General features: G+C 66.9%; 10 protein-coding genes. 6 read left to right on the top strand and 4 right to left on the bottom strand.

Translation table 11 applies throughout. From position 1 onward, the window contains the following. The first annotated feature begins 70 nt into the window (after window positions 1-70). Both ACVCL9_RS07335 and ACVCL9_RS07330 read left to right on the top strand, forming a co-directional pair. The gene (locus ACVCL9_RS07335; RefSeq protein WP_447098595.1) at window positions 71-1,774 is read left to right on the top strand and encodes a GGDEF domain-containing protein; all 1,704 of its coding nucleotides are present in this window, start codon (window positions 71-73) and stop codon (window positions 1,772-1,774) included. Window positions 1,775-1,868: 94 nt separating this feature from the next. Then, on the top strand, window positions 1,869-3,554 hold the full coding sequence (locus tag ACVCL9_RS07330; RefSeq protein ID WP_447098596.1) for a M28 family peptidase: 1,686 nt from the start codon (window positions 1,869-1,871) through the stop codon (window positions 3,552-3,554). Window positions 3,555-3,697: 143 nt separating this feature from the next. Here ACVCL9_RS07330 and ACVCL9_RS07325 read toward each other — a convergent pair whose 3' ends face one another. The 4 genes from ACVCL9_RS07325 to trxA form a co-directional block, all read right to left on the bottom strand. Then, window positions 3,698-6,457, bottom strand: coding sequence for a M14 family zinc carboxypeptidase (locus ACVCL9_RS07325; RefSeq protein WP_447098597.1), 2,760 nt, complete (start codon window positions 6,455-6,457; stop codon window positions 3,698-3,700). 147 nt (window positions 6,458-6,604) lie between these two features. Then, window positions 6,605-8,482 carry a prolyl oligopeptidase family serine peptidase gene (locus ACVCL9_RS07320; protein ID WP_447098598.1) on the bottom strand — a complete coding sequence of 626 codons (1,878 nt, stop codon included), beginning with the start codon at window positions 8,480-8,482 and terminating at the stop codon, window positions 6,605-6,607. 290 nt (window positions 8,483-8,772) lie between these two features. Beyond that, entirely contained in the window at window positions 8,773-9,225 is a 453-nt protein-coding gene (locus ACVCL9_RS07315; protein WP_395119278.1) for a DUF4442 domain-containing protein, read from the bottom strand. 185 nt (window positions 9,226-9,410) lie between these two features. Next, window positions 9,411-10,280: a thioredoxin gene (gene trxA, locus ACVCL9_RS07310; RefSeq protein WP_447098599.1), complete on the bottom strand. Its 870-nt coding sequence runs from the start codon at window positions 10,278-10,280 to the stop codon at window positions 9,411-9,413. A 119-nt stretch (window positions 10,281-10,399) separates the two neighbouring features. Between trxA and ACVCL9_RS07305 the strand changes: the two genes are divergently transcribed. Genes ACVCL9_RS07305 through ACVCL9_RS07290 form a run of 4 tightly spaced genes read left to right on the top strand, consistent with a single transcriptional unit; the run spans window position 10,400 to window position 13,983 of the window. Then, complete coding sequence (locus ACVCL9_RS07305) at window positions 10,400-11,047, top strand: paraquat-inducible protein A (protein WP_395119276.1); 648 nt, start codon at window positions 10,400-10,402, stop codon at window positions 11,045-11,047. Beyond that, window positions 11,044-11,697, top strand: a complete 654-nt coding sequence (locus ACVCL9_RS07300) for a paraquat-inducible protein A (RefSeq protein WP_395119275.1) — start codon at window positions 11,044-11,046, stop codon at window positions 11,695-11,697. Before ACVCL9_RS07305 ends, ACVCL9_RS07300 begins: the two co-directional genes overlap by 4 nt. Then, window positions 11,690-13,378: a PqiB family protein gene (locus tag ACVCL9_RS07295; protein ID WP_447098600.1), complete on the top strand. Its 1,689-nt coding sequence runs from the start codon at window positions 11,690-11,692 to the stop codon at window positions 13,376-13,378. The genes ACVCL9_RS07300 and ACVCL9_RS07295 overlap by 8 nt, the downstream gene beginning before the upstream one ends. Beyond that, the gene (locus tag ACVCL9_RS07290; protein ID WP_447098601.1) at window positions 13,375-13,983 is read left to right on the top strand and encodes a PqiC family protein; all 609 of its coding nucleotides are present in this window, start codon (window positions 13,375-13,377) and stop codon (window positions 13,981-13,983) included. The genes ACVCL9_RS07295 and ACVCL9_RS07290 overlap by 4 nt, the downstream gene beginning before the upstream one ends. Window positions 13,984-14,085 lie beyond the last annotated feature (102 nt).

Below are 14,085 nucleotides of genomic sequence, written 5' to 3'. Positions count from 1 at the left end.
TGGGGGGAACATCCGTCGGGTATCCCTGTCGGGGTTTGTCCTGCTGACATCCCTGTGGATGGCTGTGGCCGTGGCCCAGCCGTCCCCGGATGCGAACGCCGAAGAACTGCTCAGGCAGGCGCAGGGCCTGGAGACTTCGAACTTCGCCGAATTCTCGGTGGTGTTGCAGAAACTGAACAGCGACGCGATCACGCTGTCTCCCGACCAGCAGATGCGCGTGCGCTATCTCAACGCGTTCCAGCTCGCTTACCGTGGAGACAGCAAGGCTTCGGTACGGCTGCTCAATGACGTGATCGAGCACAGTTCGGATCCGACGTTGCAGTTGCGCGCGATTTCCACCCAGATCAACGTGTTGACGTTGTCGGCCCGTTATGAAGAGGCCTTCACCAGGCTCAGTCAACTGCTCGATCTTCTTCCTACGGTCACGGAGCGTAGAGCCCGGCAACAAGCCCTGGGCGTAGCTTCCCTGTTGTATACCGAGGCAGGCCAATACGATCTCGCGCTCAGTTATGCCGCGCAGATGCGGGATGAAAGTCCCAGTGAGGACAACGCCTGTCGGGCGGACTATGCGACGATCCTCGCGTTGCACACGAGCGGGAAGTTCCCGACCGGCGACCCAAAAGTGGCCCAGGCCATCAGCGGCTGCGTTGGTGCCAAGGAACCGATTTTTTCGGGCTTCATCCGGTCCTTTCTCGCCAGCGATGAAATCAAGCATGGACGGCCCCATCAGGCAATCAAGCTGTTGCAGGTCAATCTGGGCTCGGCCCGCGACACCCACTATCCAAGGCTGATCTCCGAGGTCAACGTGGTCCTCGCGCAAGCCTACTGGCAGACGGGCGACGTCGATCGTGCCGAGCAGGCTGCGCTTGCCGCGGCGGCGACAGCCATCAAGAACGAATATACCGAGCCGCGGACTCAGGCCTATCAAGTGCTGTACCAGATCGAAAGGCAGCGCGGCAATTTCGCGGCAGCCCTCGATTACCACGAAAAATATATGGCAGCCGACAAGGGTTATCTGAACACCGTGAGCGCCAAGTCTCTCGCCTACCAGACCGTCAAGCAGCAGGTGCTGGCGAAGAAGCTGCAGATCGACGCCCTGGCCAAACAGAACAAGATCCTCCAATTGCAGCAGGCGCTCGGTAAGAAGGCGATGGAGGCGGGGCGGCTGTGGATCATCCTGCTGGTGTTGCTGCTGTGTTCCATCGGCTTCATCACCTATCGCATCAAGCGCTCGCAGCTCAAGTTCATGAAACTGGCGCGGCGCGACGGGCTTACCGGCATTTTCAACCGGCAGCATTTCGTCGGCGAGGCGGAGCGGCTGCTGCAGTACTGCCGCAAGTCCGACCGGGTGGCCTGCCTGGTGCTGCTGGACCTGGATCACTTCAAGCAGGTCAACGACACCCATGGCCATGCGGTGGGTGACCGCGTGCTCCGGCGCGCGGTGGCTGCCTGCCAGGCGCATCTGCGCTCCACTGACCTGTTCGGCCGCCTCGGTGGCGAGGAGTTCGGCGTGCTGCTGCCCGAATGCGGGCTGGACCAGGCGGTTGCACGCGTCGAGCAGATCCGCCTGGCGATTGCCTCGGTCTCCCTTGGCGAGGACGTGCCGAACGTGGCAGTCTCGGCCAGCTTCGGCGTGGCAACGGTCGCCAACTCGGGCTATGAATTGCGCCAGTTGATGACCGATGCCGATGACGCGTTGTACGCGGCCAAGCGCGAAGGCCGCAACCGGGTCAACCTGTCCAGCAGCCGCCATGTGCAATTGAGCCTGGTCTAGCTCAGCCTCGCGGCAGGACATCCGCGCCGGCCGGCGTGGACAGCGGGACGAGTGCGGGTTACAACAGGCATTCGTTCCGGCCGGGGATTTTCCGATGCGCGCGATGAGTTCGTTCCTGTTGTTTGCCCTGGCACTGGCGGTGCTGCCGTCATCGGCCATGGCCGATGACCCTGCCACCGAGCCTGCCACGCTGGCGCCGTCGATCAACGCGACCGATTTTGCCCGCTACGAGAAGACGCTCAGTTCCGACGACTTCGGCGGGCGCAAGCCCGGCACGGTGGGTGCGCAACGCACGCTGGATTTCCTGGTCGGCGAGTTCAAGCGCATGGGCTTGCAGCCCGGCAACCACGGTTCATGGTTCCAGACCGTGCCGGCGGAGAGCACCCTGCTGCTCAATGACAAGGTGAAGCTGCAGATCGCCGCCGGCGCGCAGCACGCCAGTTTCGCCAACCAGCAGGACATGGTGGTGCAGACCCTGCAAGGAAAAGCGCAGGTCGACCTGAAGGATTCGCCGGTGGTGTTCCTCGGCTACGGCGCGGATGCGCCGAACTGGCACTGGAACGATTACGCCGGTGTGGACGTGAAGGGCAAGACGGTGATCGTGCTGGTCAACGATCCGGGCTTTGCCAGTGGCGATCCGACATTGTTCAACGGCCGCGCCATGACCTATTACGGCCGCTGGACCTACAAGTATGCCGAGGCTGCGCTGCAGGGCGCGGCGGCGTGTTTCATCGTGCACACCAGCGACGCGGCGGCGGGTTACCCATTCAGCGTGTTGCAGAACGGCAACCGCGGCCCGCAGTTGAGCCTGCCGTCGAGTGTCGATCCCGCGCCGCGCCTGCCGGTAGCCGGGTGGCTCACCCATGCCGCCGCCACGCGCCTGTTCGCCGCCGCCGGCAAGGATTTCGACGCGCTCGCGGCGGCAGCCGCGAAACCGGGCTTCAAGCCGGTGCCGCTCGGCGCGACCGCCTCGATCAGCCTCAGGAACAAGATCGACCACTTCGAATCGAAGAACGTGCTGGCCATGATCCCCGGCGACTACAAGCCCGACGAGGTGGTGGTCTATACCGCGCACTGGGATCACCTGGGCACCGACCCTTCGCGGCCCGGCCACAAGGTGTACGGCGGCGCGATCGACAACGGCACCGGCCTGAGCATGCTGCTGGAAATCGCCGGCGCGTTCGCGCAGCAGCGCACGCCGCCCGAGCGCAGCATCTTGTTCTTCATGCCCACGCTGGAGGAATCGGGCCTGCTCGGCTCGCAGTACTACGCGGCGCAACCGGTGTTTGCGCTCAACCGCACCGTGGCCGACATCGCCGTGGACGCGTTGCCGATCATCGGCCGCGCCCACGACATGACCGTGATCGGCAAGGGCCAGTCGCAGTTGGAGGACATGCTGGCCGACGTGCTGAAGGCCCAGGGCAGGGTGATCTCGCCCGAGACCACGCCGGAGAACGGTTTCTACTTCCGCTCCGACCATTTCAACTTCGCCCGCGCCGGGGTGCCGGCCATGCTGGCCAGCTCCGGCCTCGACCTGCTGGACGGCGGCGAGGCGGCCGGTCGCAAGGCCGCCGAGGATTACACCGCGCATCGTTACCACACGCCGAATGATGTATTCGATCCGGCCTGGGATTACTCGGGCATCCTCGAAGACACCCAGGCGCTGTACGAATTGGGCCAATACCTGAGCCACGCCGGCGTGTGGCCGGCGTGGTACGCCGACAGCCCGTTCAAGGCCAGGCGCGACAGGATGATGGCGCCGCCGGCCAAGCGCCAATAGTTGCGTCTCGTCAATACAAGAAACCGGCGGGCATTGCCCGCCCTACCTTCCGCTTCGCCGTTGTAGGGCGGGCACCGCCCGCCGACTCTTGCCGAGTCCCGGCAAAAAACCAACCGTGACGCGCCCCCCGCACAGGCGCTCGTTCAACGCCCCGTCGGTCGATCCAGCTTGTCGAAATGGACGATGGCATTGAGCACCAGCGGGTAGCTGCCGATGGTTTCGCCGCGCCACATCGGATTGCTGGCGAACAGCAGCACGTGGCCCTTGCCGTAGCGCGCATCGACCACGGCGGCGCGCTCGGCCATTTCGCTGCCGTGGTCGAGCAGGCCGGCGATCAGCAGCTTGTCGGCGGCGGCGAAGCGCAGGATCACCTGCGGCTGCTGGTCGGCCGGGATCACCCAGGGGTTGTTGCGCAGCTGCTCCGCGTTGAGCGGCGTGGCCTGCCATGGCTTGACGTCGGGCAGCGCCTCGGGTTCGACGGCGGCGCGTCCCTCGGGTGTGTCGGTGTCGTGCGGGCCACCGCGGCCGGTTGCGCGCTGGAAATCCTTCGCCGTCGGCAGGCCGTGGTCGCCGGTGACCAGGTTGGAGATCTTGAACGATTGCCCTTCGGCGCTGTAGATCGCCAGGTCGTCGCGCGTGTAGCTGGCGGCGATCGGGCTCTTGCGGTCGACGAACTGCGCCTGCAGCACGCTGCCGACCACCTTGAGCTTGTCGGTCGGGGTGACCGAGACGCCCGGCGCCAGGCCCACGTCGATCGCGAAGCGCGCGGTGTCCTCGGCGGTGATCAGCAGGCCGCCCTCGTGCACGAAGCGCTTCAGATTGGCGACGCCGGATTCGCCCAGGCCGGGGCGGATGTCGTCGGTGCTGTCGATGCGGCCGATGTTCGGCGTCAGTTCGGTGGTCTTCCATGGCATCGGCTCGCCCCACATCGGCAGGCCGTCGATGATGCGGCGGCTGCTGGCACCGCCGATCGGACCGAACAGGATCACGTCGTACTTCGCGCGCAGGTCGCCGAGCTTCGCCACGTCCTGGGTGCTGATGTAGTCGTACTTCACCTGCAACTGGTCCAGCGCCATGCGCCACCAGCCTTCGGTCTGCGTGCTGAGCCAGGTGTGCATCACCGCGATGCGCGGAAGTTTCGCGTGCGGCAGGTCGATCGCGGCAAGCCCCGCCGGCACGTCCACCGCCGCGTCGAGCTTGCGCATCGGCGCTTTCAGGATGGAGCTGTCGGTGACGCGCACCACTTCCACGTCGAACAGGTCGCCCATCGACCAGGCGGTGTCGTCATAGGGGTGCTGCTGCGGGTCCTTCGGCGACCAGTACTGGCGGTCGAGCAGGGTGTCGGCGATGCGCGAGTAGGGCTGATCCATGCGCACGACGATGCTGCCGGCGGGGAAACGGCGCGTGCGCGCCGGCTGCTCCTTGCCCTCATCGTCCTTCGCCGCCGGCAGGCTGACCTTGATCGGCGCCGTGCTGCGGCTCAGTTCCACGTGCTGGCGCTGCAGGATGCGCAGCAACTGCGCCTGCGAGCCGGGGCGCGCGTCGTCGGCGGGAAACACGTAGGCGGCCGGGCCGGCGTTCTGCGGTTTCTCGATCGAGCGCTTGCTCTTCAGGTAGTAGTTCTTCAGGAACAGCTGACCGTTGTCGGAAAAATACTTCAGCGCGGTGAGCAGGCCGGTCTGCTGGTAATTGTTGTTGTTGCGCTGCGACCAGGTCACCACCGGCAGCGGCGGGTTCGGCTTGTACCAGGTGCGCTGGTACTCCTCCGGTTCCAGGATGCGCTTGACGGTGTCGGCACCGTCGTTGCCGAAGGTCTCGTAGAGCCGGCTGATGCCGTTGTGCATGGCGGCGATGAACATCAGGTAGCCCGGGCTCCAGGTGTCGAAGCTGCCGTGGGTGAACACGCCGGGCATGCCGAGCTTGGTCATCTGTTGCACGTTGTCCCAGCCCAACTGCTGCCACTCGCCGGTGAGGATGGGATCGATCCAGGCGTTGTACGGGCCGTCGCCGACGGTGTTGTCGTAGAGGAAAGGCACCGACTCGTGCAGGTCGTGCAACACCTGCGCGTGCCAGCCGATGAAGGTGTCGGCGACGTTGCGGGTGAGGTTCAACGTCATCGCCATCGCGTCGCGGTTGTTGTCGTGCGCCACGTAATGGCCCCAGTACAGCAGGCGCGGATAGTTCCGGCCGGGATGGGCGCGGTGCCAGTTGTAGCGGTCCACCTGGCGGTCGCGGCCGTCCACCTCGACGATCGGCGTGATCAGGGTGATCACGTGCGAGCGGATGTGCTTGATGTAGGGCGCGTCGTCCACCGCCAGCCGGTAGGCCAGTTCCATCAGCGCGGTGGGCGAGCCGGTTTCGGTGGAGTGGATGGCGCCGGTGATGTAGTAGACCGGGGTGGACTGGGCGATCAGCGTGTCGGCGGCAGCATCGTCCATGCCGATCGTGCGCGGGTCGGCCAGCTTGGCCAGGCGTGCGTTGTTGGCATCCAGGCCGGCCAGCAGATCTTCATCGGCCACGGCGACCGCGATCATCGGGCGGCCCTCCTCGCTTTGGCCGATGGTGAACACCTTCACCCGCGGGCTGGCCGCCGCCAGCGCCCGGAAGTAGCGGTAGACGTCGGTGGAGTAGGGCAGGTAATTCGGCGCGCCGGCGATGTGGCCGAGCACCTTCAGCGGCGTCGGCACGGTAGCCGAGGCGGGCAGGTAGTCGGTCAGCGGCGAGTTGAACGAGGGATCGGTGGTGTCCTTCAGGATCTGCGCCGTGTACGCCTGGTCGACCGGTTGCGCCGGGTCACGCGCGTAGGTGATCGAGCCGTTCGGCTCGGTGGCGGCGGTGGCTGCACAACTGGCCAACGCCAGCAGGGCAAGCAACGGGATTCGACAACAAGCGGGCATGGCCATGGCTCCCCTTCGCAACGTGGCAACGGATCGTTGCACTGTGCCAGAACGCGGGCGCGCTTGCCCGGGCCGTGTCGGGGTGGTTATCAGCTGGCCGAGCCGGCCGCGGTCGGCCGCCGCCATGGCGGCGGGCGGCCGGGCCGGCTTGGGTCACTTGGTGGGTGCGGCAACCGCCGTCGGGGCGCCCGGGCCGATGCTGGAGCCGACGAACTGCACGATCTGCTGGTACAGCTCGGCCACGTTCTTCTCGTCGTAGAAGCCGTGGCCCTCGTCGGGCTGGTCGATCCAGGCGTGCGCCACGTGGCGGTCGAGCAGGGCCGTGTGCAGGCTGCGGCCCTGGATCGACGGCACGCGCTTGTCCTTGCCGCCAACCACCAGCATGACCCTGGCCTTGAGTCGGTCCAGCTGGTTGATCGGCGAGCGCCGCGCCAGCGTGTCCATGTCCGTGCCCAGCACGCGCTGCAGGTAGTTCTCGCCGGAGGTGGACTGCGGTATGTCGCCGCGCCGGTACATCAGGGCGAGGTCATACACGCCCACGTAGCCGATGGTGCACTTGTACAGGTCGGGCTCCTTCACTGCGCCCTCCAGCGCCGCGTAGCCGCCGTAGCTGCCGCCGAAGATGCAGATGCGGTTCGGATCGGCGAGGCCCTGCGCGATCGCCCAGCGGGTGGCGTCGGTGACGTCGTCCTGCATCTTGCCGCCCCATTCGAGCCAGCCCGCCTTCTCGAAGGCGTAGCCGTAACCGCCGGAGCCGCGATAGTTCACCTGCAACACCAGGTAGCCGCGGGTGGCCAGCATCTGCACGTAGGGGTCGAAGTCCCAATCGTCGCGCACGCCGTAGGGGCCACCGTGGACCAGCACCACCATCGGCAGGTGCCGGGCGGTTTCGAGCCCCGGCGGGAAGCTGGCGTAACCCTGCAACTTCAACCCGTCGCGGGCGGAGAACGCGAACGGCTGCTTGGTCGCCATCCGGACGGGGTCGATCCAGCGTTCCGTGGCCAGCAAGGAGGTGAGCTTGCCGGCCTTGCGGTCGAACAGGTAGAAGTGGCCCGGGTCGCTGTCCGCGGACACGTACAGGATGCAGAGGGCGCCGTCGCGGGTGCCGGAAACGATGCGCGCGTATTCGCCAGGGAAGTGCTGCATCAACCCCACCGCCGTCTTCGCTGCCGGCGCGTTGCCATCGAACAGCGCCACGCCTGGCCGCCCATCCTCGAAACCGACGCCGATGATCTGGTCGTCGGCCGGACCGAAGATCAGCGCGTTCGCCTCGACCGTCGGGTTGCTCCACAGCTCGGTCAGCTTGCCGGTGGCCGGGTCCCAGCGACACACCCCGAAGCCGCCCGCCTTCGGCGAGCAGCTGAAGTAGGCATGGCTGTCGTCCGCGTCGAACGCCCACGGAAAGGAGCGGCTGGCCTCGAACTCCGGCAGCTCCTTCCAGCCGTCCGCATCCACCGGGTGGGTGTACACCTTCGGGTTGCCGTTGGCGTCGAGTCCGGCGGCAAAGCGGATGCGGCCCTGGTGGTCGGCCACGAACGTCATGTCGCGACCGGGGGCGTTGATGATGGGCGCGATGTCGCCGCTGCGCAGGTCCATCCGCACCGCCCGGGACAGCTCGCCCTCGTTGCCCGAGCCGGACCAGGAGCTGATCGAGACCAGCGCGTGGTTGGGATCGCCGGGAATCGGCGCGATGAACGTCGCCGTGCCGTACTTGCCGTCGTTGCGCTGCGTCAGCCACCTCACCGAACTGCCGCCCTTGCGGTAGCCGTACAGCAGCAGCGGATTGCCGCCATCGGCCTCGACGCCGAACAGTTCGCCGGTGGACAGCGGCACGTCGTACCCACCCACGTGCTCGCCGACGCTGTACACCACGTGGGTGGGCGAAGCCCACCAGAAGTCGATGACGTCGTCTCCCTCGCGCGGGCGCACCACGTGCCCCTTCATGTCGGACAGGTGGATCAGTGCCAGCGAGCGCTGCCCCTTGACCAGGCCCATTGCCGCCAGGTACTGCCCGTCCGGAGAAATCTTCACCTCCGTGTACTCGGGATGTCTCGCCAGATCGGCAAACGACACTGGCGCAGCATGGACCACGCCCGCACAGACCAGCAACAGGGCCGCAACCTTGCACCGAATATCCATCTCTGATTCCCCCCCCCCTGGACGCGACCGTCCGGATGGCGGCCACGCGATCGCTTATTTATAGCAGTCGGAGATCGCATTTTGGAAACGCAGGAACTTGCGTCCGCACCGGTGTCGACCCCGGCCACATTCACATGCCAGCCGCTTCCGCGGGCATGAGGATGCCCATCCGCCGTGCGCGATCAGCGTGCTTTGGGCTTGAGGCGAACGTAGAGCTGCTTGCGCACGATGGCGATGACCTTGCCGGAGGCGGTGGTCACTTCGGTCTCGAACCAGCGCAGCACTTTTTCGCCGCCGGCCGCGGCGACGCGCAGTTCATCGACCACGGCGGGGTCGAGTTTGAAGTGTGCGTAGACGTCCTCGTAGCCCGGCGCCACGAAGTCGATCGTGCCGGCCTTGTCCCACACGAAGTAGTCGCTGCCGAGCTGGTGCATCGCCAGCAGCATCCAGAACGGGTCGACCATGGCGAACAGGTTGCCGCCGAACTGGCTCTTGACGTAGTTGCGGTTCCACGGCCGCAGCCGCAACACCACCGTCGCTTCGGTGTAGTCCTCGCTGAGTGATTGCACGCGAATCGCGTTGACGAGGGCCGGCGGCCACAGGTTGAACAGCCGGCGAAAAGTGGAGGCGCGCATGAGGGCGATGGAATGAGAAAAGAAACATCCTACCCGAACATACGTAACGGTATGGAACGGGTGCGCACCCCGATGAACACGCAGGAGCACGCTCGCGGGCGATGCGCTTGCGCCGGGATTCGGAATTCGCAAAAAAGCTTAAAGGCATCGCCCGCAAGCGGGCTCCTGCGAGGGGATGATCGGCCTCAGAACAGCATCGAGGCCATTCGTCGCCGGTAACGCCCGACCAGCTCGGCGTCGTCCAGCGTGGCGAAGGCAGCGAGCAGGCGCTTCTTCGCCTGGCCGTCGTTCCAGTCGCGGGCCTTTTGCAGGATGGCGAGAAACTGGTCGAGGCCGGCTTCGGCGTCGCCTTCCTGCAGCAGGCGCAGGCCGAGCAGGTCGCGTGCTTCCCAATCTTCCGGGTTGGCCTCGATGCGCTGTTGCAATGTGTCTGCTGCAGGGGCGGCCGCGGCGGCGCGGGCCAGTTCCAGTTCGCTGCGCAGGCGCTGGGCGCGCGCGTCGGTGGCGAGGTTGGCGGGCAGGGCGTCGAGTTCGGCGCTGGCGGCATCGGCCTGGCCTGCACGCATCAGCGCCAGCGCCAGGTCGAGCTTGAGCTCGGCCTTGGCCGGCTCGGCGGCGATCGCCTGCTGGATGCGGTTGATCGCCGCCTCGGGCGTTTCGGCGGGAGCGTCGTCGTCGGCGATGTCGCCCTCGTCGCCTTCGAGGGCCTGCACGTGGCGGCCGAGGAACTCGCGCAGCTGGCGCTCGGGCAGTGCGCCGGCGAAGCCGTCGACGACCTGGCCCTGGCTGACCAGCATCACCGTGGGGATGCTCTTGATGCCGAACATCCCCGCCAGCTCCTGCTGCGCGTCGACATCGACCTTGCCGAGCCGGAACGCGCCGTTGAACTCGGCGGCCAGCTTTTCCAGGATCGGCCCCAGCGATTTGCACGGTTCGCACCATGCGGCCCAGAAGTCGACCAGGATCGGCGTGTCCATCGACGCTTGCAGCACCTCGGTCTCGAAGGTCTGCTGGTCGATGTCGAAGACGTGGCTGGCGCGGGTGGTATCGGTCACGGAAAGCTCCGGCGGCGGGTTGTGGATGCCCAGATCAGGGCGATGCCCAGCATATCAAGCAGCGGACGCGCGGCCTGCGCTCGCGCGCGCATTCACGAAAGATTTGCGAGAATCCCCCGATGGCCACCGCCGTACGAAACACCGATTGCCTGCATGCGCGTTCGTCCGATGCGCTGCTGATCTGCGAACACTGCGACACCGTCTATCGGCGGCGTCCGCTCGCGCGGGGCGAGGTCGCCCGCTGCGTGCGTTGCGGCGCGGAGCTGGATCGCCATCGCGCGCTGTCGGTCAATGCGCTGCTGGCGCTGATCCTCACCGCCATGATCGTGTTCGTGCAGGCCAACATCTGGCCGATCTTCACGCTCGGCCTGAACGGCCAGTTCAGCGCCACCACGCTGTGGGGCATGATCGTCACGATGTGGGAGCAGGGCGCCCAGGTGGTCGCCGTATTGGCGGCGGGCACGCTGTTCTTTTTCCCGATGACGAAGATGATGGTGATGGGCTGGCTGCTGTGGTTCGCCCGCATGGGCCGGCGTGCGCCCGGCTTTGCCCCGCTGATGGTGGCCCTGCACCGGATCGGCCCGTGGACGATGAGCGAAGTGTTCGTGCTGGGTGCGCTGGTGGCGATCGTCAAGGCGCACACCTACTTCGAGGTGGTGGCCGACCCGGGCATCTACGCCTATGGCGCGTTGACGTTGCTGATCACCATTTTCGCCGGCGTGGACATGCGCCAGCTGTGGGAGCAGACGCCGGAGCCGAAGCCGTGAGCGCGCTGCCTCGTGCCGTCGACCTGGGCCTGATCGGCTGCCGCATGTGCGGGCTGGTGTGCCGCAACGTGGCCGGCAACGCGAAGCTCGACGGCGACGGCGTGGGCGACGCGATGGCCTGCCCGCGCTGCGGTTCCACGTTGCGCCGGCGCAAGACCAACAGCTACGCGCGCACCTGGGCGCTGCTGATCGCCGGTTTCATCCTGTACATTCCGGCCAACGTGCTGCCGATCATGCGCACGGCCAGCCTCAACGACGTCGACGACAACACCATCATCAGCGGCGTGGTCGAATTGTGGACGAATGGCTCGGTGGACCTGGCGATCATCGTTTTCCTGGCCAGCATCGTGGTGCCGATGCTGAAGTTTCTCTCGCTGGGCATGCTGCTGGTGAGCAGCCAGCGTGGCAGCGACTGGGCGCGACCGCAGCGGGCCAGGCTGTATCGGCTGGTGGAGTTCATCGGCTACTGGTCGATGCTGGACGTGTTCGTGGTGGCGCTGCTGACGGCGCTGGTGCGCTTCAACGTGCTGAGTCGGGTCGAGCCGCTGCCCGGCGTCATTTTCTTCGGGCTGACCGTGGTGCTGACCATGCTCGCCTCGATGAGTTTCGATCCGCGCTTGATCTGGGATGGCAGGAACACCGATGACTGAAGACACCCGCGTCGAACCCGGTCCGCCCGCGCCCGACGCCCTGCCGCGGCCGGTGGTGGAGCAGCGCCGCTTCAAGGAGTCGCTGATCTGGCTGGTGCCCGCGCTGGCGGCGCTGGTGGGGCTTTCGCTGGTGATCCACAACTGGCTGCAGACCGGGCCGCAGGTCGTGATCAGCCTGCAGAGCGCCGAGGGGCTGGACGCCGGCAAGACGCCGGTCAAATACAAGAACGTGGTGATCGGGCGGGTCAAGAAGATCCGGCTCAGCCCCGACCGCAGCCACGTGCTGGTGTCGGTGGCGCTGGAGAAGAGCGCCGAGGGTTTCGCCACCAAGGGCACGCGCTACTGGGTAGTGCGCCCGCGCATCGGGCTGGGCGGCGTGTCCGGCATCGACACGCTGTTTTCCGGCGCCTTCATCGGCGCCGACGTGGGCGAGTCGGACGAGCAGCAGGAGCACTTCGATGGCCTGGAAGCGCCGCCGGCGGTGCGCCACGGCGAGCTGGGCCGCAGCTTCGTCCTGCACAGCGAGGACCTCGGCTCGCTGGATGTCGGCTCGCCGGTCTATTACCGGCGCATCCAGGTCGGGCGGGTGGCCTCGTACACGCTGGACAAGGACGGCAAGGGCGTGTCGCTGCACGTCTTCATCGACGGCCCGAACGACCGTTTCGTCAGCCGCTCCAGCCGCTTCTGGAATGCCAGCGGGGTGGATCTCTCGCTCGGCGCGAACGGGCTGAAGCTCAACACCCAGTCGATGGCCGCGGTGCTGGCCGGCGGCGTGGCCTTCCAGGACCCGCCCGGTCCCCACGACAGCACGCCGGCACCGGAGGACACCAGCTTCAAACTGTTCGGCGACCGCACCACCGCGATGGCGCCGCCCGACGGCGAGCCGCACTACCTGCGCATGCGCTTCGAACAGTCGGTGCGCGGGCTCGCGGTGGATGCGCCGGTGGAGTTCCTCGGCATCAACATCGGCAAGGTCGTCTCGGTGCGCCTGGACTACGACGAGAAGACGCAGAAATTCCCGGTGCTGGTGGGCGCGGTGGTCTACCCTGAGCGCCTCGGCGCCGCCTACGACAAGCTGGAAGCGATGGCCAGGGCCAACGGCCATGCTCCGGACCTGGCGCGCATGATGGGCGGGTTGATCGCGCACGGGCTACGCGCACAGGCGCGCACCGGCAACCTGCTCACCGGGCAGCTGTACGTGGCGCTGGATTTCGTGCCGCACGCCACCAAGGTCGACTTCGACCCGGCCGCCAAGCCGCTCACCATCCCCACCGCGCCGGGCAGTTTCGACAAACTGCAGGAGCAACTGGCGGAGATCGTCGACAAGCTCGACAAGGTGCCGTTCGACAGCATCGGCAAGCATGTCGACCAGGTGCTGGCCGGGCTCGACACCACCTTGAAGCAGGTCAACGGCAAGACCTTGCCGGCCTTCACCGAGACCTTGCACGGCGTGCAGAAAACCATGGGCACCGCCGATGCGGCGCTGTCGGACGATTCGCCGCTGCAACGCAATCTCGGCGCCACGCTGGAGCAGGTGCAGCGCATGTCGCGTTCGCTGCGCGTGCTGTCGGATTACCTCAGCGGTCATCCCGAAGCCCTGCTGCGCGGGCGCCGCCCCGACGACCGACCTGCCACGCCGCCCGCACCGGAACCGGCCCCGGCACAGGAGCACAAGCCATGATGCGTCACGCCATCGCGTTGCTGGCGATCACCGCCGCAGCCTTGCTCGCGGCCTGTGCCTCGGCACCGCTGCACTACTACACCTTGCTGCCCGGATCGGCGGCACCGGTGGCCGAGTCGGCGACCGCGATTGCGTTCGAGGTGCTCACCGTCAACGTGCCGGCGCAGGTCGACCGGCCGCAACTGGTCGTGCGCCAGGGCGGCCAGAGCGTGGCCCTGCTGGAGGGCGAGCGCTGGATCGCGCCGTTGGCCGACGAGGTGCGCGGCGCGCTGGCCGCCGACCTGACTCGCGCCTTGCCGGGCCGTGACGTGGGCGGCATGGCGCCCAGCGGCAAGCCGCTGTTGCAGGTGAGTCTGGACGTGCGCCGCTTCGATTCGCAGCCGGGCGATCACGCGTTGATCGAGGCAGCCTGGCAACTGCGCTGGCGCCACGACGGCAAGCTGGCCACGCAGGCATGCAGCAGCCGCATCCGCGAAGCCGTGGGGCCGGGCTACGACGCCCTGGTGCAGGGCCACCAGCAGGCGCTGGACCAGCTGGCGGAACAGATGGCGGGAGTGGCGCGCGCGCTGGCATCCGGCCAGCCGGCCGCCTGCCCGGAAGGCTGAGTCGGCCGCTCCTGCGTGAATGCCGGAACGGTGCCGGCCTTGGCGGAAACCCCGCGCTGGGCTAGTCTGACCCGTTCACCGCCGCCGGTTCGATCCGGTGCG

The sequence above is a fragment of the Rhodanobacter sp. UC4438_H5 genome, assembly GCF_052978405.1.
The sequence above is the reverse complement of the archived record's forward strand: the minus strand, read 5'-3'. Positions and strand labels throughout refer to the sequence as shown.

Bases quoted from the DNA above. Each gene is read 5' to 3' on its own strand.
- ACVCL9_RS07330 (WP_447098596.1), top strand. From the start codon at position 1,869: ATGCGCGCGATGAGTTCGTTCCTGTTGTTTGCCCTGGCACTGGCGGTG.
- ACVCL9_RS07325 (WP_447098597.1), bottom strand. From the start codon at position 6,457: ATGGCCATGCCCGCTTGTTGTCGAATCCCGTTGCTTGCCCTGCTGGCG.
- ACVCL9_RS07315 (WP_395119278.1), bottom strand. From the start codon at position 9,225: ATGCGCGCCTCCACTTTTCGCCGGCTGTTCAACCTGTGGCCGCCGGCC.
- ACVCL9_RS07305 (WP_395119276.1), top strand. From the start codon at position 10,400: ATGGCCACCGCCGTACGAAACACCGATTGCCTGCATGCGCGTTCGTCC.
- ACVCL9_RS07295 (WP_447098600.1), top strand. From the start codon at position 11,690: ATGACTGAAGACACCCGCGTCGAACCCGGTCCGCCCGCGCCCGACGCC.
- ACVCL9_RS07290 (WP_447098601.1), top strand. From the start codon at position 13,375: ATGATGCGTCACGCCATCGCGTTGCTGGCGATCACCGCCGCAGCCTTG.